This window comes from Gardnerella sp. DNF00747, from assembly GCF_049262675.1.
In the GTDB taxonomy this organism is placed as follows: Bacteria; Actinomycetota; Actinomycetes; order Actinomycetales; family Bifidobacteriaceae; genus Bifidobacterium; species Bifidobacterium swidsinskii.
This window is the reverse complement of sequence record NZ_CP058394.1, coordinates 1,138,918-1,161,034: the sequence shown is the minus strand read 5'-3', so window position 1 is coordinate 1,161,034 and position 22,117 is coordinate 1,138,918. Positions and strand designations below refer to the sequence as shown.

General features: G+C 36.5%; 24 protein-coding genes and 2 pseudogenes. 20 read left to right on the top strand and 6 right to left on the bottom strand.

What is annotated here, in order from left to right; translation table 11 throughout:
* Nucleotides 1–257 precede the first annotated feature (257 nt).
* A complete protein-coding gene (locus tag HXT32_RS04495; protein WP_004121956.1) occupies nucleotides 258–470 on the top strand; it encodes a helix-turn-helix domain-containing protein in 213 nt (70 codons plus the stop codon).
* A complete protein-coding gene (locus tag HXT32_RS04490; RefSeq protein WP_004121959.1) occupies nucleotides 470–760 on the top strand; it encodes a DUF5960 family protein in 291 nt (96 codons plus the stop codon). The genes HXT32_RS04495 and HXT32_RS04490 overlap by 1 nt, the downstream gene beginning before the upstream one ends.
* A gap of 117 nt (nucleotides 761–877) precedes the next feature.
* Here the strand turns inward: HXT32_RS04490 and msr(D) are convergent, their stop codons facing one another.
* The 3 genes from msr(D) to HXT32_RS04475 all read right to left on the bottom strand — a co-directional run bounded on the left by msr(D) (nucleotide 878) and on the right by HXT32_RS04475 (nucleotide 4,234).
* Nucleotides 878–2,341 (bottom strand): ABC-F type ribosomal protection protein Msr(D), encoded by a 1,464-nt coding sequence (gene msr(D), locus HXT32_RS04485; RefSeq protein ID WP_000420313.1) that lies wholly within the window; start codon nucleotides 2,339–2,341, stop codon nucleotides 878–880.
* 119 nt (nucleotides 2,342–2,460) lie between these two features.
* Nucleotides 2,461–3,678 (bottom strand): macrolide efflux MFS transporter Mef(A), encoded by a 1,218-nt coding sequence (gene mef(A) / locus HXT32_RS04480; protein ID WP_000417519.1) that lies wholly within the window; start codon nucleotides 3,676–3,678, stop codon nucleotides 2,461–2,463.
* Between the two features lie 385 nt (nucleotides 3,679–4,063).
* The gene (locus tag HXT32_RS04475; protein WP_000873143.1) at nucleotides 4,064–4,234 is read right to left on the bottom strand and encodes a hypothetical protein; all 171 of its coding nucleotides are present in this window, start codon (nucleotides 4,232–4,234) and stop codon (nucleotides 4,064–4,066) included.
* A gap of 581 nt (nucleotides 4,235–4,815) precedes the next feature.
* Between HXT32_RS04475 and HXT32_RS04470 the strand changes: the two genes are divergently transcribed.
* The 18 genes and pseudogenes from HXT32_RS04470 to HXT32_RS04385 all read left to right on the top strand — a co-directional run bounded on the left by HXT32_RS04470 (nucleotide 4,816) and on the right by HXT32_RS04385 (nucleotide 21,073).
* Nucleotides 4,816–6,762 carry a type I restriction enzyme endonuclease domain-containing protein gene (locus HXT32_RS04470; RefSeq protein WP_225791482.1) on the top strand — a complete coding sequence of 649 codons (1,947 nt, stop codon included), beginning with the start codon at nucleotides 4,816–4,818 and terminating at the stop codon, nucleotides 6,760–6,762.
* 92 nt (nucleotides 6,763–6,854) lie between these two features.
* Nucleotides 6,855–7,751 (top strand): hypothetical protein, encoded by an 897-nt coding sequence (locus HXT32_RS04465; RefSeq protein ID WP_004122116.1) that lies wholly within the window; start codon nucleotides 6,855–6,857, stop codon nucleotides 7,749–7,751.
* Nucleotides 7,752–7,985: 234 nt separating this feature from the next.
* Nucleotides 7,986–8,165 (top strand): hypothetical protein, encoded by a 180-nt coding sequence (locus tag HXT32_RS04460; RefSeq protein WP_010241855.1) that lies wholly within the window; start codon nucleotides 7,986–7,988, stop codon nucleotides 8,163–8,165.
* A 164-nt stretch (nucleotides 8,166–8,329) separates the two neighbouring features.
* Nucleotides 8,330–8,704: an integrase gene (locus HXT32_RS04455; RefSeq protein ID WP_410311178.1), complete on the top strand. Its 375-nt coding sequence runs from the start codon at nucleotides 8,330–8,332 to the stop codon at nucleotides 8,702–8,704.
* 714 nt (nucleotides 8,705–9,418) lie between these two features.
* Nucleotides 9,419–9,991 carry a TetR/AcrR family transcriptional regulator gene (locus HXT32_RS04450; RefSeq protein ID WP_116440553.1) on the top strand — a complete coding sequence of 191 codons (573 nt, stop codon included), beginning with the start codon at nucleotides 9,419–9,421 and terminating at the stop codon, nucleotides 9,989–9,991.
* A 102-nt stretch (nucleotides 9,992–10,093) separates the two neighbouring features.
* Nucleotides 10,094–11,141 (top strand): annotated as a pseudogene (locus HXT32_RS04445) (ABC transporter transmembrane domain-containing protein); the annotation flags it as partial.
* Between the two features lie 160 nt (nucleotides 11,142–11,301).
* Nucleotides 11,302–13,122 (top strand): DUF262 domain-containing protein, encoded by a 1,821-nt coding sequence (locus HXT32_RS04440; protein ID WP_422118918.1) that lies wholly within the window; start codon nucleotides 11,302–11,304, stop codon nucleotides 13,120–13,122.
* Nucleotides 13,123–13,145: 23 nt separating this feature from the next.
* Nucleotides 13,146–14,408, top strand: coding sequence for a hypothetical protein (locus HXT32_RS04435; RefSeq protein WP_422118917.1), 1,263 nt, complete (start codon nucleotides 13,146–13,148; stop codon nucleotides 14,406–14,408).
* Nucleotides 14,409–14,444: 36 nt separating this feature from the next.
* Nucleotides 14,445–14,495, top strand: coding sequence for an SEC-C metal-binding domain-containing protein (locus tag HXT32_RS04430; RefSeq protein WP_422119080.1), 51 nt, complete (start codon nucleotides 14,445–14,447; stop codon nucleotides 14,493–14,495).
* Nucleotides 14,496–14,559: 64 nt separating this feature from the next.
* Entirely contained in the window at nucleotides 14,560–15,606 is a 1,047-nt protein-coding gene (locus HXT32_RS04425) for a virulence RhuM family protein (RefSeq protein WP_119522986.1), read from the top strand.
* Nucleotides 15,607–16,416: 810 nt separating this feature from the next.
* On the top strand, nucleotides 16,417–16,710 hold the full coding sequence (locus HXT32_RS04420; RefSeq protein ID WP_004110367.1) for a DUF2089 family protein: 294 nt from the start codon (nucleotides 16,417–16,419) through the stop codon (nucleotides 16,708–16,710).
* Nucleotides 16,707–16,880, top strand: a complete 174-nt coding sequence (locus tag HXT32_RS04415) for a hypothetical protein (protein ID WP_004110365.1) — start codon at nucleotides 16,707–16,709, stop codon at nucleotides 16,878–16,880. Before HXT32_RS04420 ends, HXT32_RS04415 begins: the two co-directional genes overlap by 4 nt.
* A 279-nt stretch (nucleotides 16,881–17,159) precedes the next feature.
* Nucleotides 17,160–17,621, top strand: a complete 462-nt coding sequence (locus tag HXT32_RS04410; protein ID WP_004110362.1) for a hypothetical protein — start codon at nucleotides 17,160–17,162, stop codon at nucleotides 17,619–17,621.
* Between the two features lie 12 nt (nucleotides 17,622–17,633).
* The gene (locus tag HXT32_RS04405) at nucleotides 17,634–18,185 is read left to right on the top strand and encodes a hypothetical protein (RefSeq protein WP_076002703.1); all 552 of its coding nucleotides are present in this window, start codon (nucleotides 17,634–17,636) and stop codon (nucleotides 18,183–18,185) included.
* 187 nt (nucleotides 18,186–18,372) lie between these two features.
* The gene (locus HXT32_RS04400) at nucleotides 18,373–19,026 is read left to right on the top strand and encodes a response regulator transcription factor (RefSeq protein ID WP_004110353.1); all 654 of its coding nucleotides are present in this window, start codon (nucleotides 18,373–18,375) and stop codon (nucleotides 19,024–19,026) included.
* Nucleotides 19,027–19,060: 34 nt separating this feature from the next.
* Nucleotides 19,061–20,233, top strand: coding sequence for an exodeoxyribonuclease V (locus HXT32_RS04395; protein ID WP_012913983.1), 1,173 nt, complete (start codon nucleotides 19,061–19,063; stop codon nucleotides 20,231–20,233).
* Nucleotides 20,234–20,535: 302 nt separating this feature from the next.
* Nucleotides 20,536–20,805: a type II toxin-antitoxin system RelB/DinJ family antitoxin gene (locus HXT32_RS04390; RefSeq protein ID WP_004110348.1), complete on the top strand. Its 270-nt coding sequence runs from the start codon at nucleotides 20,536–20,538 to the stop codon at nucleotides 20,803–20,805.
* A complete protein-coding gene (locus HXT32_RS04385) occupies nucleotides 20,798–21,073 on the top strand; it encodes a type II toxin-antitoxin system YafQ family toxin (RefSeq protein ID WP_004110346.1) in 276 nt (91 codons plus the stop codon). The genes HXT32_RS04390 and HXT32_RS04385 overlap by 8 nt, the downstream gene beginning before the upstream one ends.
* Before the next feature lie 120 nt (nucleotides 21,074–21,193).
* On the opposite strand, the gene HXT32_RS04380 is transcribed toward HXT32_RS04385, so the two are convergent.
* The 3 genes and pseudogenes from HXT32_RS04380 to HXT32_RS04370 all read right to left on the bottom strand — a co-directional run.
* The gene (locus HXT32_RS04380; RefSeq protein ID WP_422119079.1) at nucleotides 21,194–21,415 is read right to left on the bottom strand and encodes an IS3 family transposase; all 222 of its coding nucleotides are present in this window, start codon (nucleotides 21,413–21,415) and stop codon (nucleotides 21,194–21,196) included.
* 171 nt (nucleotides 21,416–21,586) lie between these two features.
* Complete coding sequence (locus HXT32_RS04375; RefSeq protein WP_421783736.1) at nucleotides 21,587–21,880, bottom strand: DDE-type integrase/transposase/recombinase; 294 nt, start codon at nucleotides 21,878–21,880, stop codon at nucleotides 21,587–21,589.
* An 18-nt stretch (nucleotides 21,881–21,898) separates the two neighbouring features.
* A pseudogene (locus tag HXT32_RS04370) lies at nucleotides 21,899–22,099 on the bottom strand (IS3 family transposase); the annotation flags it as partial.
* Nucleotides 22,100–22,117 lie beyond the last annotated feature (18 nt).

Genomic DNA, 22,117 nt, shown 5'->3' with positions numbered 1-22,117 from the left:
AAAGCCGACTTTTTAACCTGTCTTAAAAAGTTTTTTTGGTCTTCTACTTGGTAGCCATGAAAGAGGGTGTAATCTGACGGTTTTAGAAAAAATTTTTGACAATAAAAATCTCCTAAGCATTCATTAGGCATTTGCCTTGAATGAATAGCAAAGGAGACTTTTTTAATCTGCTATATTCCGGAGTGGCTAGCTCTTTATATCGTTGATATACTCACAGAATCGTGATAATATTTAACTATTAAAATAAGGAGGGAATTATGGCTGTTAGTTATAAAAAACTATTACATCGCATGATTGAAGAAGATATTTCCAATCAGGACTTAATGAGAATGAGCAATATTTCCGCCAACATTATTACGAAACTACGCACTGGGCAATATATATCACTGGAAAAAGTGGAAGGTATCTGCACAGCTTTACACTGCACGCCCAACGATATTTTGGAATTTATAGCGGAGGATGAAAAGTAATGGCTAATAATCAAAAACTGGAACTTACGTGGCTTGGTAAGGATAAAGAAATCAAAATAGAGCCTAGGATTCTAGTTGAGGATAAAGAAAAATCAAACTGCAAAAATGATCCTAATACAGAAAACATGCTCATACATGGAGATAACCTACTCGCACTAAAAGCGTTAGAAAACAAATATGCAGGTAACCGCGATCACTTCTTCATATTTGAAGTAAGTACCGTAGATGAGAATCCGCTAATCTATCATTATACATATAAGAAAACTACAATATATTTAGCAGAAAAATAGGAGCAGTTCAATTGACTGTTCCTATTTTTAATATTCATAAAATCTAAAGTCTTTATACTCTTTAACAATGGAGTCGCCAACCAGAACAGACTATACTGACCAGCGACTACCTTAAATTTAATGTTTCAGATTTATTTTCTTATCTCTAATTTCATAAACTACATCTGCTACATTTTCGAGTAATCGTTTATCGTGGGTGATAAACACGATAGTTCCGGTGTACTCCTTCATTAGTATTTCCAAAGCCTCTAAACTTGGTATGTCAAGGAAGTTACTGGGTTCATCCATTATTAGGATGTTATATCTACCCATGAGCATTTTAGCAAGCAACAATTTTATAATTTCTCCACCGCTTAAAACAGATAAACTTTTTCCAATATCGTTCTGTTTGAACCCCATAGATGCTAGCACTGAACGAATTTCTGATATATTGTAGTCACAATCCTTCTGCATAAACTCCATAACATTCTGATTACTGTTGTACTTGTAACCATTCTGTGCAAAGTAACCTATTTTTGCCTTAGGCGAAATAGAAATTCCTTCTTCATGGTTTAAGATCATTTGGATTAAAGTTGTTTTTCCGATTCCATTACCACCAGTTAACGCCACTTTTGCTCCTAACGGAATTTGAAAAGATGCATTTTCAAACAGAGCCTTATCCCCAAATACTTTATTAATTTCTGCACCGACTATAGGGTATGGATTATGGAGCTCCAATGCTTTACTTTGCCTGAAACGAATTCTGCGAATGCCTTCCGGAGCTTCTACTTTTCCTAAGGCCGCAATCCTGTGCTCTAGGGTTTTAGCAGCATTATACATCTTTTTTTCCTTACTTCCTATTGATTTTTGATGAGCTAAACGCCCTCCGTCTTCAGTACTTTTTTTCTTTGAAGAACCTTTTGCCTTCTGTTCTATTTTACGAGCCTGTTTTCGCTTTTCCTCCGCAGCCCTTTCCAATCGGGCACGTTCCGCAATAAATTGTTCGTATTCTGCAGCTTGGCTCTTACGTTCTTCCTCTTTCTGACGAAGATAATCAGAATAGTTTCCCCAATACTCAGTGATTTTGCCATCTTTCAGTTCCCATATTTTATCTACTATTTCATCAAGAAAATAGCGGTCATGGCTAATAACTAACAGTGCACCTGTAAAATATTTTAGCTGTCCTATTAGAAAATCAATTCCTTCACGGTCTAAATGGCTCGTAGGTTCATCCGCTAAAATACCATGAACCTGTGCCGATAAGGCCTGTGCTATTTTAAGCCTTGTTTCTTCACCACCGCTCATAGTCTGTATATTTAATTGCTCAACACCTAGCTTGCCTACAAGTGCAAAATCTTTTTCCTCCTGCAGAGTTACTTCGTCCAACTGGGGAATATAGGCAAGTTCACCCAGACGATTCATTTTACATCCTGGGGGAGTTAATTCTCCTAAAAGTACCCTGAGTAAAGTGCTTTTTCCAGCACCATTTGCTCCTACTAAACCAATACGGTCATAATCATATACTTCTAATTCATTTATATCTAAAACATCGCGTCCTTTGAATTCCACACGAATGTCTTTTGCTTTTAATATTAATTCCATAACATTTCCTCCTGTCTATAATCGCATGCTTTCATTTGCTTGTATGCAGGGAAAACCCTGCGATTTTAGCAGGAAGAGTTACATGAAAATAAGATACATAAATATTCCTCCAATATTGTTTATTTTAAATCTAATTTTCTAACCTCAGTTATCATTTGGCAAACTATAGCAATGCCAATAATTAAAATACCTGATAGTAAAAACCAATGATTTACACCGATTTTATCAGCAAAGAATCCAGAAAGAATTAACCCAATTGGCATAGCAAGTGACATGATACTTCCGATCAAAGAAAATACACGTCCTAAATATTCAGGCTTAATTTTCTCCTGAAAAAGAGCTGTTTGCACACCGCTATAAAATGGCACCGAAAGCCCCATTATTGCACAGCAAACTACGAATATTACAAATCCATTTGGAGGAAGTATTCCCGAAACGGCTAAACTGGTCCCCATTATAAAAAATGAACTTGTTATTAGTAATACATGCTTTTCGAAGCCCCCTAATCTTCCTAATAATAAGCCTCCTGCTAGCATCCCAAATGCAAAGGAAATTTCCGTAATAGAAATATGCACAGGCGTTCCATTAAAGTGTTCCATGCTTATTAAAGGAAATAGTGCATTGATTGGCATATAAACAAAAGTATATAGTGTTCCTAAGAGTAATAAGGCAAACAATCCTTTGTTTTGTCTCAGAACCACAACTCCTTCTTTCATCTCCCTTATGAAATTTGGTTCTAAACTTTGCACTTGATTACCCAGCTTAGGTATACGTACAATTGCTACCGTAATAGATGCAATCACAGCACCCAATACGTCGATGGCAATAATAGCATTTAAATCCCAAACGGAGTATAAGAGTGCTGCAACTGCCGGACTAACAATATAGCTTATAGACTGCAAAGACTGACTATAGCCTGCGCATTTCGTTAGCTGTTCTTCTGGTACTAAAAGTGGTGTAACCGCATTGAGTGCTGGGGTATGAAAAGCTGTTCCAATGCTACGGATAAACAATACTATCATAATCATCCAGACAGGTAGCTCCATACAGAATGCAACAATAGCAAGCACTGCACCAGCTGCTGCGATAATTAAATCGGCACCAATCATTATCTTCTTCCTATCATGACGATCCACTAGCACACCAATGGCAGGTCCCAAAATCGCATAGGGTAAAAAACCTACTAATGAAGCCATAGACAAGACCATCGCAGATCCTGTTTTTTCTGTAAGGTAAAAAATAATCGCCATTTGCAGGATGGCACTAGTGATTAATGATACTGCTTGCCCTGCCCATATTGCATAAAATTTTCGTTTCCAATTGTTGTATTTTTCCATTTATATTATCTCCTGCATATTATTTTGCTTGAATTTCTATTTTGAATAGCATTCTAGGCAATAAAAAATGCAGGCCAAACCCCACAATGTGGCTTTTGGTCTGCATACATACAATTTGGAAACATTCATATTAAAGACATAGTTAAATAAAGGTATAGTTAAATAACCAATATCCTCACCGTAACTAATGAATGCTCAATATCGTATAAATAAGCACAACAAAAAAGCCTATCATCGGGTATAGATTCTGCTTTTTTTATTGCCAGCTTATCTTAAACGCATTGAGGCTGTCATAGTTTCGGTTCCTCCTACATCTTTGTTTATATCAATTTATAGTATAACACAACAAGATGATATGTTCAATATAAAAGTTATGGAATGAGACTCATACTTCCAATTCGATGCCAGATTTAAAGGATATGACGAAGTTTTCTTCATAGACTGTAACGCTCTGGATTATCTTCCTTAGTAGCAAGCGATTAGCTTTCACAAAATCTTCTGTTTGTAGTTTTAAAAATTCATCAGGATTTTCTAACTCAACCTCAAAATATTTCATTTTACATTCCCTCATTTCATTTATTGATAAATTGAGTTTGCAAAAAAGAGTGGACAATTTTTGTCTACTCTTAACCTTTAAAATAGTTTTTTTTTTAATCGATTTGAAGTTGCCTAAATTATTACTTATTCGGTAAAATGAAGTATTGCTTTCAACAGATTTCCTTCAACTACACTTCACTTGATTCAAACAAGGTGGGTACATTTCTATTCCCACAAACTCCTTGTCAATGGAAACAAACACGTACCCACAGGGTAAATGGAAATAGAAACTGATAATTTCTAGCTATCACTTCTACTCATTCCAAAAATTTTCTCACTCTGATACTTACCCACCATAAAGCAAAAAGCCTTGCAATCAAGGCTTTCATTATCCCTTTCGTTCAAAGGTTTCTAAGCTTTTACGAGCAGAGCGACACACTCAGCGGTTCGCTATCTCCGTTCTGTCTGCGTGCTAGCACTTGTCAATCACGGACAGCTATCGCATGGGCGGAAGTAAATGCTAATCTTCGTCGTTTTACTCCTTGACTAGCAAACTTACCGCCTCAACATGCTACGTTTGTAGGTTTCACAGGAACTCCTATTGCCGAAACATATCAGACCTTTGGTCAGGAAATTGATAGATACACTATGGATCAGGCGGTCGCAGATGGACTAACTGTTTCTATTAAGTATCATCCTCGTATTGCCAAGGTGTTACTTGATAAGACCAAAGCTAAAGAAATTGAAAATTACTATAAAAAGTGTGCCGATGATGGTGCAACGTATGATGATATTGAAGCCAGTAAACGTGCAATGAGTTCTATGGAAGTTATCCTTGGCGAGCCTTCTCGCTTGGAGAGGCTTGCTATAGATATTCATGACCATTATATTTCATCTTGTGATAGTGACCCAGATAGAATTCAGAAAGCAATGATTGTCTGCTCTAGCAGAAAAATTGCATATTCACTTCTTTTGAAATTCAAGGATAAATATCCGGAATGGTTTGAAGAAAAGAAAACTCCTGACGGAGTTACTGCAACAGATGAAGAACTTAAAGAATTAAAGCCTATGCCATTTATGGCTATGGTATCGAGTGTTGGAAGTAATGATGAAGCTGAGATGTATAACTATCTTGGTGGAGTTAAAAATGATAAACGTTGCGAAGAACTGGATGCAGCCTTTAAACAGGAAAAGTCTAATTTCCATATTGTTATCGTAGTTGATATGTGGATTACGGGATTTGATGTTCCGTCACTTACATATTTATATAACGATAAGCCTTTGAAGAAGCACTTGCTGATTCAAACTATCAGTCGTGTAAACAGAAAATATCCCGGCAAAGAATATGGTATGGTTATCGACTATATTGGCATTCGCGATAATATGCGTGAGGCCATGAAGGTTTACGGTGGTGATACATCAGTTGCTCCCACATCGGATGACGTTGAGCAGGCTACCTCTGCATTCAGGGAGGAGATTGAAATACTTAAAGCACTGTTTACAGATTATGACTTAGCTCCATTCCTTAATACGAAATGTGACCCTGTTGAAAGATATAAATTACTTTCCAAAGCGGCTGAGTATGTCTTTACATCAGCACAGGTCTTGCAGACAGAAGGAAACGGAAAAACTAATCAGGTCTCATTTAAGACATATTTCTTAAAGTCTGTTAAGAGAATGAGAAGTGCTTTTGATATTTGCCAACCTTCTGGAAATCTGGGCGAAGAAGAATCTGCGCTTGCACAGTGCTTTATGGCTATAGCAGGCTTCGTTCGTAAAATGAGTGGAACCAGCGATGTTGATGCTGAAACTATGAATCTTGTGGTATCAAAGATGGTTGAAGAGGCATTAAAATACAATAAGGTAGAAAGTGTTCTTGAAAGTGGCGAGGAAGAAGATATCTTCTCTCCTGAATACTTTGAAAAATTATCAGATGTAGAAATGCCTGCTACAAAGTTAGAATTACTTATCAAAATGCTCCGTAAGCAAATAAAGGAATATGGCAGGGTTAACCAATTAGCAGCGAAATCTTTCCAAGAAATGATTGAAAAGACTATTGATGAGTACCATGAAAGACGTAAGCACCTTACTGCTGAAGAAGCCGGGGCAACACAGGAAGCTGCCTCAGAAGATATTATTAAGGCTGCAACTGAACAAGCTTTAGTGATACTTCGTCAGATGAACGAAAATCGTGAGAGTTTCCGTAAAATAGGATTAACCTTTGAAGAAAAGGCATTCTATGATATTTTGATTGCTCTTCGTGACCAGTATAAGTTTGAATATGGCATTGACAAAGAAGTTAACGGTGTTGTGATAAACGATAAATGCAAGACACTTGCTAAAAAAGTTAAGGAAATAATAGATACCGAGTCTTCATTTGTGGACTGGCTCAACAATCAGAATGTGCGTAATCAGTTAAAATTGAAGATAAAGATTTGTTTGGTTAAGAACGGCTATCCGCCACAGTATAGTCCTGAAGTGTTCACAAAGGTGATGGAGCAGGTAGAAAATTTTGAGGAGCATTCTGAAACAACTTCAGAAAGTTAGATTATTCCTTTTCCTTATTGCTTCTATGTGAAGAACTATGATGTTTGCTGAGAATAGTGCCCTATATGGTAGAAAGAAGGATGGTGAATAACATGGGAAGTATTGTTTTAGAATTACAGAATGAAATTGTGTCATCAAATTGCGATGTTGTTAATATATTACGCAAAGCACATTTGATTGCATCAAAATTAAAGCTTGCTGATTTTGATCAATGGATTCAACACGAATTAAATGGTTATCCTGACCCAGAATCTTGCCCTGAGTATAGAAAGGTTCGTGGAAGTTTAAAAACTTTCAATCCTTATCGCGGTTGGATTCCAACCTCAATACAGGATAATGAATACGAAAAAAAGATTTGTGAAAGAAAGTTAGTAAATTCAATTTCTGAAATCATTTCTTTATGTCAGTCCTCAGGAAATGTATTAACTTTAGATTTTTCAGGCGAACAACTTGCATTGTTTGATAAAATGGCTGATTCGCTACTTCCAATGGATTATGCATTACATGTACCTACAACTGCAGTTAAAGACATTGAAGAAAAAGTCAAAAATACTATTTTAGAATGGACATTGAAATTAGAATCGGAAGGTATTGTAGGGGAAAATATGGTTTTCTCTGAGACTGAAAAAGAATCCGCAGTGAACATGCCGCAAACCGTGAATAATTATTACGGGAATACAAGTGTGATCAATTCGCCATCCGATAATGTACAGATAGTGTCTGGAAGTGAGAATACAGTTACATTTTCCTATGATAAAGTTAAGGATGTAGTTGATGCCGTTGAAAAAAGTATTAGTGAATCTGATTTATCAAAAGAGGATATAGAAACCGCAACAGAATTATTAGCTGACATCAAATTAAAAATTGAAGAAGAGAAGAAACCGCATATTTTAAAATCAGCATTGGTTGGACTAAAAGACTTTTTAATTAATACAGGTGCCAGCGTTACTGCAGTGTTAATACAAGCTCAAATACAAGGTTTGTTCTAAAAATCTCAAATACTATTTCGGTATCTGAGTATAAGAAAACGGCCACACAGAGTATCTCTACTCTTGTATGGTCGTTTTATTTCTTATGTTCCCGCTTAAAGGCTTTCAGTTGGTTTTCTTTTAATCCCTTACTGAACACTCCTTTTGCACCCATCTTGTGAAGTGGGAAAATATAGCTCAAAAGGTAAAATGAAACCTGATTATTAGTATGTGCACGAGGAGGTGTTTAAGGAAATGGACAAGCTCGTTCGTTTTTGCCGTGAAGTAGCGACATTCGGCTTGACGGTTGCCTTAATCGCGATGCTGGTTGCCTTAATATGGGATGGCACATTTGCTATTAGAATTGGTTTTACCTCTTTTGTTATTGGTGTCACCGTGATCTCGCTTAAGACTGTCCTTCGAAAGACTGATTGAAGTTTGTTTGGTTCAAGTCAATAGTCGAATATCTCACGTTGGGTGGCTATTACTGATCTCTGTCAGTAATAGCCACTTCTTTTTATGAATCTTAAAGTCAGGCTCAATGTCCGTCCTGTTTAGCCGGTGATTAGTTAGGGTAATCGGATGAAGTATTGGATACGTTGAAGAATAATATTAGAGAAATTATCGCGGGCAATAACTTAAACGAGATTGAAACGGTTGATAAAAGAATTGCAGTTAAACAAGCGATACTACTAACCTTGCTTAAAGCTAAAAAAGACTACACGAAAACTGTCAACGAGATTGATGAACTGAAAGGTAAGAAACAGCAGCTTCTTATAGAAAAAGCAGGTCAAGAAGATGCTAAAAGACGAATCAGAGAAATGGAAGATTTTCTGAAAAGTGAGAGTCACGATATTAGTGAGTATGACGAGAAGCTGGTAAGAAAGTACATCAAGAAAATAAAAGTTTACGAGGACAGGTTCAGCGTAACTTTTAAATCAGAGATTAGTGTGGATATTGAAAGGGCATCGTAAAAGCCAAAAGACTGTGAGCGTTTGAAATGTTACAAAAGTCAGCCTAGGGGGAATCCTCTCTAGGCTGTTTTTTTATGCTCAAGAATCAAGCTATTAAGCCAATCTTAAACCTTTTAACGATAGCTTTTCCTATCGTTAAAAAGTGCACCCAATATCCATAGTGTGCACTCAAAAAAGTGTAGCTATACTAGGAGTTCTCTCAATCCACGTCGAGAGTGTCGTATTGATGTCAAAGGCTTAATAGGTGGGTGCATTTTTGCCCTTATGTAGCAGGGTTTAGCGAGGGCTATCGTTAAAAGGTTTAATGCGAAGTGGCTTTAAGATGGGTTCTCGCGGTTTTTGAGCGCAGTTTGGCTGTTTGAGGGAACATATCAACGCTCTGGGGTCGAGTGCACAGGATGTTAACGTACTTCGCTCGCGTTGAAAGCGCACTGTGCTTTCAACTTTGAGCAAGCTCAGCGAATCGAAGTGCATTCGCGAATTATATTTAATCGCTCATGCAAGTCGATTCGCCACTTTGCACCCACCTTGTGAAGTGGGAAAATAAGGTTGTTGGCGTGGTTACAATTTTATCAAACAGAATTAATGAGATGTAATTTAACGGAAATCTGCTTTTTCTTGCAGTCTTAAATCCAGTTTCTTTTTGAACTAATACACTAAACTCTTGACAAATATTGAATTTAGGTTCAGTATTTTATTTGAAAGAGGTGTGATATGGCACAAGTATTGAAAGAAGAAGTTAGAAATAGGATACTTGATGCAGCAGAAAAAGTATTTTATAAAAATGATTATAGAGGTGCTAAATTAACAGAAATTGCAAAAGAAGCAGATATTCCTGTGGCACTCATTTATACCTATTTCAAAAATAAGGAAGTTTTGTTTGATGCAGTAGTAAGTTCTGTTTATATAAACTTTGACTCAGCTTTTAATGAGGAAGAATCTTTGGAAAAGGGTTCTGCTTCTGAAAGGTTTGATGAAGTTGGAGAAAATTATATTCATGAACTTTTAAAAGAGCGTAAGAAGTTAATTATTTTAATGGATAAAAGTTCAGGTACAAAGCATGCAGAAGCAAAACAAAAACTCATATCGCAAATGCAGGTTCATATTGAAGTAAGTTTAAAAAGACAATCTAAACAGAAATATGATCCAATGCTTGCCCATATTTTAGCCAGTAACTTTACAGAGGGGTTTCTTGAGATAGTAAGGCACTATCAAAGTGAAAAGTGGGCGAAAGATATGCTAAAACTTATTGCAAGGTGTTATTACAAGGGAGTGGAATCCTTATAATAAGCACTAAAAATAGACTTTGCGTAATCAGCAAAGTCTTATTTTAAACCTTAATATTGAATTAAAATTCAATATTATTCAGTTTTGGAAGGAGCGTTGTTTATGCCAGAAAAAGAATTAAGGAAAAAGTGATAGGTAAAATGGCTTATCCAATGCACTCCTTGCTTTAAAAATAGTATTTGATTTGATACCACAAATCTTACTTGTATATTTGATTAGTTCTTTAATCACAAACAATACTAACGAAGTTGATTTAAAGTATGTATTTTTTGGAATCTTTATCTCATTTGTGTTAAAAGGCGTGTTTTACTATTTTGCAACAAAGGTTGCTCATGAGAAAGCATACGAAAAATTAACAGAACTTAGGTTAGATATTATTGATCATCTAAAAAAACTAAGTTTAGGATTTTTTAAAGAACATAATACAGGAGAGCTTACCAACATTGTTCAGCATGATGTGGAACAAGTGGAAGTATACCTTGCCCATGGTCTTCCTGAAATAATGTCAGTTACACTTCTACCTACCATTATTTTTGTAGCTATGATTTTTGTGGATTGGCGTCTTGCTCTTGGAATGATTGCCGGAGTTCCACTTATGTATTTGGTAAAAGTTCTTTCGCAGAAAACAATGGATAAAAACTTTGCTATTTATTTTAATCACGAAAAGAAGATGAGAGAAGAGCTAATGGAATATGTAAAAAATATTTCTGTTATTAAGGCCTTTTCGAAAGAAGAGGAGATAAGTGAAAGAGCATTAAAAACGGCAAGAGAGTATGTTTACTAGGTTAAAAAGAGTATGGGGGCAATCACAATTCCAATGGGACTTATTGACATATTTATGGAAATTGGAGTAGTTATTGTCATGATTTTGGGAAGTATATTTCTTTACTATGGAAATATTACAACCCTTAATTTTATACTTGCAATTATTTTATCATCTGCGTTTACAGCATCCATAAGCAAGACAGCTACTCTACAACATTTTTCTATTGTATTTAAGGAGGCATTAAAGGCGATTGACAAAGTTTTAACCGTTCCGCTTCCAAAGAAAAAGACAGAACAAGGTTTAGAATTTGGAAACATAGAAATGGTTCAACAAATAAGCGTTCAATTGAAATTCAAAAATATGGCTTTTCAAGGAAATCTGCTCTGTACATATTACAACACGAAGCAGAATACGTTTTTTATAAATCAGGAACAGGGCTAGAACTCAAGAAATCACTATTATAATGTCTTAACAAGGGTGTTAAAGCAGATGCTGAGTTGGCTTGGTATAATACACCGGAACTGTTTCTGGAGGAGGAAGCTTAATGAAAAAGATAGAAGGTTCACCAAAGAATCTCAAGCAGCTTTTGCAGAATACAAAATATTCAATTCATTATTATCAGCGTGAGTATATGTGGCAGAGAAAGCATATTGAAGAACTGATAGACGATTTAACTTCGGAATTTTTAGAGTATTATCATCCGGGGGACTCTAGACTAGCAGTTGCTGATTATGGAGCGTATTTTATGGGATCTATTGTATTAGCTGGTAGGGAGAATGCTATTATCGATGGTCAGCAAAGATTCTCATCTTTGACATTGCTACTGATGTATCTTAATAACAGATTAAAGAGCATCGGTCAGAGTTATAACATGATTGAGACCATGATTTTCTCTGAGTCCTTTGGCTCGAAGTCTTTTAATATCAATGTAGATGACCGGCAGGATTGTATGAATGCAATTTTCAACGATACTGACTTTGATACTACTGGTGCTGGTGAGTCCGTAAAAAATCTATATGGTCGTTATCAAGATATTCAGGATGTTTTCCCGGCATGCATTACAGATGATATGTTGCTGCATTTTTGTGATTGGGTTGCGGAGAAAGTATTCTTTATTGAGATTGTAGCAACAACAGAACAGGACGCTCATAAGATATTCGTTACAATGAATGATCGTGGTTTGAGTTTGACATCCACCGAAATGTTGAAGGGCTATTTGCTTTCGGAGATAAAATCTGACTCCATACGAGAAAAAATGAATGGCCTTTGGAAAGAAAAAGTTCTTACTTTGAAGAAGTACGATGACAAAGGCGATGAGATCTTTATTAAGGCATGGTTGAGAGCTCACTATGCAGAAACAATTCGTGAAGCAAAAGCTGGTGCAGTAAATAAGGATTTTGATATCATCGGCGGTTTCTTCCACAAATGGGTACGAGATGAACGTGATAAGCTGGGACTTAATGGTTCCGATGACTTTGAGTTGTTCATAAAGAAATTTGCAAAATTCGCAGAGGTTTATGAGCGTATCCGTCAGGCAGAAACAACGTTCGCTGAAGAAACAAAGTATGTATATTACAATGCGCAAGTTAACTTCACATTACAGCCACAGCTATTATTAGCACCTGTATGTTATGAAGATTCATGGCCAGTTATTATTGAGAAGATTAATCTGGTAGCAAGATTTATTGATGTTTTGATTGTATCCAGAGTAACGAAGTGCAGCTCTGTAAATTACAGCACAATTAAAAACTTTGTTTTCAATGTTACTAAGGATATCCGCATGACAGACATACCTACATTGAAACAGAAATTAGAACAGCAGTATATCAATCTCGCATTTGACCCGGCAGCAGCATTAAGTAATTTAGGACTTAACAGCTTTACTAAGAAATACATTAAGAATATCCTTGCACGTATTACAGGATTTATTGAAGAACATACTGGTGTTGCATCAAACTACTGCAATTACATGAACACTCAAACAAAGAATCCATTTGAGATTGAGCACATTATTACAGACCATTATGAATGGTTTACCGCGGAATATTCTGACCAAGACGATTTCAGACGTTGGAGAAATAGCATCGGTGCGTTATTGCTTCTTCATAAGAGCATCAATGCAAGCTTAAATGATGCAAAGTATGATTACAAATTGAAAAAGTACTGTTCCAATGAAGGAAATATCTATACTGAATCACTTGGTGATCTGGCATATCAGAATAATCCCCAATTTAAGAAGTTCGTTTTAGATAATAATCTTGGCTTCAAATCGTATGCTTCATTTGGTAAGAATGAAATTGCTGAAAGAATAGCAGTACTCATTGACTTGGTAAAACTCGTTTGGAACGATGATATGTTTATGTAATCCAGCGAAAGGAGGCAGGTTTTATGGTTTTTAATACTTTTATAAAATGTCAGGTTTGCGGATGTATTACTAGAGTTCGTTTACAAGTTGGCTGTCAAGAAGAACATCCGATAGAAGTAGCATGCGGTAAATGTGGAACCTCTTTGTCTGGTAGCGTGAAGATAGGGCAAGATCGTCCGGGGTTAAGTTTTTCTTTTGATAATGCTGATGAAGTTCAGGGCGAAAATGCGGATTACATTATTGAGTGTTCTGGTGAATTTCCTACCTTAAAACAAGTAGAAGCAGCTGATTTAGAGAGACTAGTGATTACACCGTTTATTCGATATATGAATTGTATGAAAACGAATGATTCTTATGAGGAATTTGGACAAGATGTGTCTAAGTTGAACGTAACTGCCAAAAAGTGGAAGAACTATAAAAGAATTCTCAATTTAGCAAAAAACAATAGCGAATACTTAACTCAAGAGATTCAAAAGGAGTTTTCTGGTCATTTTTTTCAATGTAGAGATGAATTCGAAACATTGAGAGCTGTCCACATGATTGAGGTATATGGATTTTATTCATCATTAAGAAAAGATATCTTTAATGACCTTTCGTTTAGCACTGGAATATTGAAAATGGATTCAGCGCAAATGAAAGACCTGATTGAGTTCCTTAATTCTCATGATGGATTCCACCTTGAAGAATTACAGGAACTGATCTACAAGGTCTACGATGAGTTTATGGTCGTATATCAAAGACTTATACCTGCATTGTCTATACAATACTGTAAAGATAATTCTTTTGATTTTGAATACGAAGGTTCCACAACGAGCAGTTTTGATAGTGTAAAACAGTTTTATCTGGATGTTTATGAGGCATTAGGTAATTTGATGATTATTCCTGTTGCTCTTAACAATATTAAGTATAGGTCTGATATCAATGCTATGAATCCGATTGAGAAAAATGTAAAGTTTTTAGAGGATTATATTAAACTCACAAAAGCATCAAGATATCATTTTTGCTTGGATTCTGAGGACTATACAGGCTTTTTGAAAATCCTCGTGAATGCGAAATTGAGAAATGCTATCGGTCATAATGATGTTGAATACAATTCAGTAGACCAGCTGATAACTTATATTCCTAATCCGAAAGATAGAACAAAAAAGAAAACAGAATATTTGCTTGAATTTGAAAATGAGGCAATGTGTATGTTTCAAGCTATATTGGGAGTCTCTGAATATTTATATCGTCTTAGAGAACTTGAACTTATGTATGACGGAAAAATTCCTATTATGGTTCAGTAAAGAGCAAATTGGCCGAAGAAGATAGGCCGCAATGAATTGTGTCCATGTGGAAGTGGGAAGAAGTATAAGCGTTGTCATGGGCGATGAGAGCATACAGAAATTCATTCATTGTTTATTATAGAGTGATTTATCGAAGAAGGAGGTCTCTTATTTGAAAAAGAAAAAAGATGACATAACCATTCGTTCCAGTGCAGCAGAATATCTGACCTATGTTGCCTCTGTCGGCGATCAGCAGGACAGTATTGAGATTCGCTATGAGGATGAAAATATATGGCTGACACAGAAGATGATGGCCACGCTGTATGGCGTGGATGTTCGTACAATTAATGAGCATATTAAGAAGATTTATTCCGACTTAGAGCTTGAGGAAGATGCAACTATCCGGAATTTCCGGATAGTTCAAACCGAAGGTTCGCGTCAGGTTACTCGTGATACGAAACATTATAATCTTCAAATGATTATTGCTGTTGGATTCAAGGTGAATAATGAACGAGCAGTGCAGTTTCGTAAATGGGCCAATGGCATCGTAAAGGACTATACCATCAAAGGATGGGTTATGGATGATGAGCGTTTAAAAAACGGTGGTTCCGTGCTCACAACAGAATATTTTGATCGTTTGCTTGAGCAGATTCGTGAGATTCGTTTATCTGAGCGTAGATTCTATCAGAAGATAACGGACATCTATGCTACAGCTCTTGATTATGACCGCACAGCAAAAACGACAAAGCAGTTTTTTGCAAAGGTGCAGAACAAGATGCATTATGCAGTTCACGGACATACGGCAGCAGAGTTAATTTATGAGCGAGCAGATGCAGGCAAGCCGCATATGGGATTAACTACATGGGCAGCAGTACCAGAAGGCAAGATCGTAAAAAGTGATGTGACTGTTGCAAAAAATTATCTTTCTGATCGGGAAATGCGTTCATTAGAGCGTATTGTTTCAGCGTATTTAGATCTGGCAGAGGATCGTGCTGAACGTCACATTCCGATGACAATGGAGGACTGGGCAAAGCGTCTGGATCTATTCCTGATGGCTGATGACAGAGAGGTCCTTCAGGATGCAGGAAAGATTACGGCAGAGATTGCCAAGGCTAAAGCCGAGACTGAATTTGAAAAGTATCGTGTTATTCAGGACAGATTGTTCATGTCTGACTTTGATAAATACATGTTGGAACTGGAAGAAAATGCAAAGAAATAGTTAAAATGTTTCTCTCGTTCAATGCAGGATTTTCAGGTATGATAAGGTCGAGTGTACGGAAACCTGGCTATCAGTTAGGACGAAAAATAGCTGTTGACCTGTTTTTGTAGGAAGAACGGACAAGGTTGAGGCGATGGCGGTTCCTCGCAAGATTTGACTTTTATGTTGGAATCACTATAAATAGTAGAAACAAATAAAAAAGTTGAACTTTTTCCTTGGATGGGTGAGGTTCAGACCGTGATATGGATAGCGGAATGTATCAAGAATTTTCTGCTATAGAATTTGTGGATATGTTTCCACTAACAAACGGAGATATGTTGCTACATTTCGTATTAGTCTGAATAGGTTCCTGATGACTGACATCAATCCGGACCTATCGTGCCACGTCGAGAGTGTTGTCTTGATGTCAAAGATTGATTAGCTGGGTGCATTGAAAGCTTTGTGTAGCAGGGCTTAGCGAGGGCTATCGTTAAAAGGTTTAATGCGAAGCGGCTTCAAGCTGGGTTCTCGCGGTTTTTGAGTGCGATTTTGCTGTATGAGGGAAGATGTCGACGCTCTAGGGTTGAGTGCACAGGATGTTAACGTACTTCGCTCGCGTTGAAAGCACACTGTGCTTTCAACTTTGAGCAAGCTCAGCGAATCGAAGGCGTAAAACAAAAATAAGGATTGGAGTTATAGGTTAAAATTGTCCTAAGCCCCCTTTACGTCATATCTCTCATGCTCATTCTTGACAAACCCATACAACAACTTTAATATTTTTAATAAAAGTTTAATTTAATTAAAGTTTTGTAGGTTGAAGAAAGGGGTGATATGGATCATATTCCAAAATGGATGGCTAATCTCACAGATGAAGATATGTCGTTTATAAAGAACTTTGTATTATCGTCTGGGTCGTTAAAAGAAATGTCGCAAATGTATCAAGTCTCTTACCCAACGATGAGAATCAGGCTTAACAGGCTTATTGAAAAACTGCGCATAAGCGACAATGAACCAGAAGATCCGTTCGTTCTTTTGGTAAAGAGTCTTGCTATTGACGATAAATACGATGTTGACACAGCTCGAACACTCATAAACGAATATAGAAAAAGGAAGGATGAATCATGAGCTATGCATTATTTGGTCCGATAATTGACATTCTTATCGCACTTGCTATATGTGCTTTAGTGTTCTTTATTGCAAGAAGTCTTATTCGATATGCGCATTCTCTTAAGAAAGACGATAAGTCATCTAAGCAGTCTGCAGAAGATAAAAGAATCGCATTACAGGACTTATAAAACACAAAAATAACAAGTTATCGTGGCAGAAATTGCAAAATTAGCAAAAACTGCCACGATAGCTCCATAAATATGTCTTTATTTAAGAATGGTTCCAAAATGTAAATATTTTTAAATGTTGGTTGTTAGGAACATACAAACTACTAATAGTAAAAGTTTTTTTAAAAAGTTTTCTAAAAGCACTATCGTTAAAAATAGGTACACCTATTTGTGTAGATAAAATCTGCACGTTAGTATGTTGGTAATTTACGAAACGAGAATCACGAGGAGGTGCTTATTATGACTAATCCTTTGCGCGGTATACGAGAAGAAGATATCGTCAAGTATTTTAAAGATCACAATCTTTCAGTTGATAAGACGTATGTATTTACAATGAAATACGACCCTTGGTGGAAAGATTTAATCAAACTATTTTTGTTACCTAAATTATTCTATGTAGCGCAAGGCGTTGATGCGCGTATTGTCGCTGCCACTAATAATGAGTTTATTGTGGTTAATCCGAATGCCATTTTAGGCTCGGGTAATCTAGCTAAATTAGACGATAAGCATCTTCGTCGCATTCCGTGGAATCAACTCACTAATTTTGAAGTTATAAATAAGCCAACAACTCAAATAATTCGCTTTACTGTCAATAGTAAAACCGAAGAATGGAGTGTACCAACGGAAAGTGCTAGCGTATGGCACTTTAATGTGTACAATCTTGATAATTTGAGAAAAACAATACAATCGCACATTAAGTAAGGAGATATGGTTATGTTAAAGGTAAAAAAGATTGTAACATCACTGATTGTGACTGTTTTGTCTTTCGGATTCTTGTCAACAACAATTCCAGCTGCGGAAGCGACTGAAAATAAGTCTACAGCTATTGTACAACAGGATGTTAAGAAAATTGAACAAGAAGTTCGTTTTATTTTTGAAGAAGCTAGCAGTTATAAGAATGGCGTGGTTTCTGTTAAAGATGAGCTCCTTAAGATGAAATATGGAAAAGTAATGGCCGCATACATTGCTGAAGGTATTCGACAAGTATATACAAATGATAACCTGTTGGACGCAATCCGCGCGAATAGCCAAGATAAGGATTTTTGGTCTTGCATGGGCGGCGAACTTATAGGTTTAATTCCTGGGATGGATATTGCTCAACTGCTTTCCAGTGGTGATTTTAAAGCTTATATTGAAGGGCATGCTTGGGATAAGCTTGCTAAATTCCTTGCAAAACAAATCGCTAAATTTGGATTGAAGGTGAATGTTGCAGGTATCGTAGCATCAATCGCAATTGGCGCTGGGAAATGTCTCATTTTTGGATGAAATAGTAATAAATTGTTCACTTTTGTCATAGATTTATGATGCATGTATTGCAATTTTGTATTGCAAAATATGAAAATAATGCTTTGGCTTTATCGCACAATTACTTTGCGACAGAGCCGAAGCATTTTAATCATCATTCTAAACATCTATTGACAAGCAAATTCCAAAACAAGATATCATATATTGTATGAACACTACTTATGCAATTGTTGATAATGACACGTTTGTATTGCGATATATGCAACTTCTTTTAAAAAGTCGTTTGCCTGAAAACTTTGTTTGTGCATGGATGTGTTCTTCTGCAAAACAAGCTATTCATCGTTGCGTTACAGAAAATACTCCTGACGTACTTTTAGTAGATATGTCAATGAGAGAAATGAGTGGTGTTGATGTAATTAAAGCAATTCGCGAGCGCAATAGCAATATTGTTTTAATTGGCATTACTTCCTACATGCTGGATGAATACGTATTGCAAGTTGCTAAGTCGGGTGGTCAAGCGCTAGTGCATAAAGACAATTTAGCAGACGTAGTTGCAGCTATCCAATCGCGCGCAACGAGCTACGGGTGTCCAGAATTGCCACAATATATTGACTATTTTCACACTCCGCAAGAATCATTTAATATGATTTCTCAACTTCCGAAGACTTCAGTTTTGTCTCCTCAAGAATCGGAAATTATGCGCTTGTGTAAACAGGGGTATTCGTCAAAAGAGATTGCAGATCAGCTTAATGTGAAAGTTTCAACAGTCAACACGCATTTACGGCGTATTTATGGAAAACTTCAAGTTAAAAGTCGCATGCAGGCGCTTGCTGTGCTCGCAAAATATTCACATGACATATAACGTGTAAGAAATTAACGTGTAAAAGTAGGTAGTTATGAAATTATTAACGCGTATGATCAATTTTTTGCCGCATGATGCCTGGCAGAAAATTGGAATTGGTGTAATCATAAGTTGTACTTTGATTCTTGAGATTTGTTCCTATAATAATCTTCATTACTACTCTAATTGGCATGCAATTACAGTTGAAATAGTATGGATTGTAATCTGCTTATGCATTGCAATATGGCCACGTAAAGCATCTTTTATTGTACTTATTTGGATGCCGTTGGTAATTATTGCGCCAAATATCAACTACTCATCTATGATGCTTACCATATTGATTTGTTTGGCAATTGCTGTAATTACTCAACCTTGGTACACCGTGCTTTCTTCTTGCGGAGTATCTTCATGGTTCTTTATTATCTGCGATTTTCAAAACGCCTATGTGTTAGCGTGGTGGCTTCTTATCACTCTTATTTCTAGTGCAATCGTAAAATACTATATTTCTACTATTCACCAACAGCAGGAACAGTTATTTGCGCAGCGTTACAACGTTTTTCAAAAATATGCCACTATTGCAGCAATTCGCATGCATGATGAAGTAACTAATGAGCTTTCCAGCATTATGATGATGGCTCAACAATCTATTGAACCTCAAACAACTCATGAGCAAGAGCATGAAAATTCGCGAGAGATTCTTCAACGTGCTACTACAACTGTTCATAGAGCACGTAATATCATTTCTCTTCTTGACAATGCTACAACTGCAAGCACTGGCGATGTTATGCAATCGACTACATGTTATAAAGATTTTTGTACAGGCTTACGCGTTTTATTTGACTGTGAACAAAAGTCATTTGAAAAGCTTGGCTATATTGGTTCCATTGACTTGAGTAGTGATTTAGCTACTGAAGATTCTCAATCAATCCATTTGCCTTTTGAAGAATGTGCTCAAATTGAGTATATTTGCCGAGAACTGCTTGCGAACGTAAAAAAGCATGCTGCAAAGCCTAAAGAATACGCCATGAATGTAATGCTTAATGACCATGAATGTCATATTACGTGTATAAATAGTGCGCAACGAGGTATTCTTGCTAACTTGCAATTAGGATATGGACTGCGTTTTCATAAGATGCTTGCGGAATGCGTTGGTGGAACTTTTAAAGTTATTGAAGATGACGATTCGTGGATTATTAATGTACATGTTCCGCTTCATGCAGAGAAATAGCCATTGCGCAAGATGCTTATTGTGCTTTCTTGCGCTTCAATCGAGTATTTGGACGAACCTTTGTGCAGCAGATGCAAGTAGGTGGTTAATTTGCAATGCAGAATGCTGCTTCGTTGCTATGTTATACCAGTTATCGTGGCAGTTTTTGCTAATTTTGCAATTTTTGCCACGATAACGCGCGATTTAGTAATAATTGTGTGCACAATGGTGCTACTTTGGTATTACGTTGGGTGCTGTAGGTCTGTTATAATAAAGCAAAGCATGAATAACAAATTCATGATTTTGAGCTTAAAGGAAACGACATGACTTCTACAAAAACAGCTAGAACAGGCAGATTAAGTGTAAGAGTTAATCCAGAAATACGGGATAGCGCATCGCAAGTTCTTGAACATTATGGTCTTGATATGAGTTCAGCAGTCAACCTATTTTTATATCAGATTGTAAATACGCAACGTTTCCCATTTTCACTTGAAAGTTCTCCATACGAGCATGCTATTGATGAAGCTATGAAAGAAAAACCAATAGCTGCAGGTACTGTAGACGATTTTGCTGAGCTGATGCGCAATGCCTAAACCGCCATTTTATAGTCTAATCTATCTGCGAGATGTTAAGAAATATAAGCAGAAGCATTACGATATTGAGCAAGTAATCAATATTGTAAGACTTATTTGCAATGGTGCAGATTCTCGCGAACTTGCAACTTATAGAGATCATATTCTTAAAGGCTCATATAAAGGCGTGCATGAATTGCATGTGTCTGCAGATGTTCTACTGTTGTATCAAGTTAAAGAAGATTGCATTATATTTCTACGCTTAGGATCTCACGACGACTTATTCTAGATAGCAAAATCTACCACGATAACTTGCTTAAAAATATAGTTATACAAAAGGAATCACATTTTCAAGCGTACTTGATGAAATTATAAACTTATTGAACGTTCTTAACTCTAAGCAAAATGACTAAATTTTGTATCCGTTGGCGACAAAGCGACAATTTTGGCGACATAAAAATGTCGCTTGGGGCTTAGTACAATTTTTAGACATTTTGTGCAACCATAGCACGATGTTCCATAATTGTCTTTTAATCCCCATTTTAATTCTGTGATTGTTGTAAAAATCAATATAAGTATGAATAGCTTGACGTAATTCTTCTGTACTATCCCAGTTAAGTGGATAATACATTTCTGTTTTCATTTGTCCAAAAAGCCTTCACAGGCAGCATTATCTCCACTATTTCCTTTTCTTGACATGGAGCGTGTAATACCAAGACCTTCTAATCTCTCAATCCACCTGCCACCTCTATAGTGACCTCCTCTATCTGTATGAATAACTAAGCTTTTACATTCTGTAGTGTCAAGGGTAGTTAAAGCACCCTTCTAACATTTCATCTACAAGACACTGATCTGGGTGGTTTGAAAGAGCGTAAGAGGCCACTTTACTATCAAAACAGTCAATCATAGGGCTTAAATAGAGTTTTGACTCTTTTGCTGAAAACTCAGTAATGTCTGTAAGCCAAATCTTATTAGGTGAATCTGCATGAAAATTATTATTAACGATGTTACTACATGCGGGAGTAATTTCTCCTATGTAACTTGAATAGCGTCTTTTACGCCTGGCATATCTAACCTCAATTAACTCTTCTTTCATGAGCCGTCTTACTACTTTTTCAGATACTTTAATACCTTTAGTTCTCAATACTAACCATATTCTAGGAGAGCCATAAGTAAAGAAGTTTTCTTCTGCAATCTTGTGTATGCAACCTCGTATATGTGCGTATTTGTCAGGTTTTTGAAGAGCCTTTTTAGCATAGTAATAACTTGAACGTTTTATCTGAAGTGTTTTAATCAGAAGCTCTAACGGTAACACTAAAAGTAGTTAGGCCTA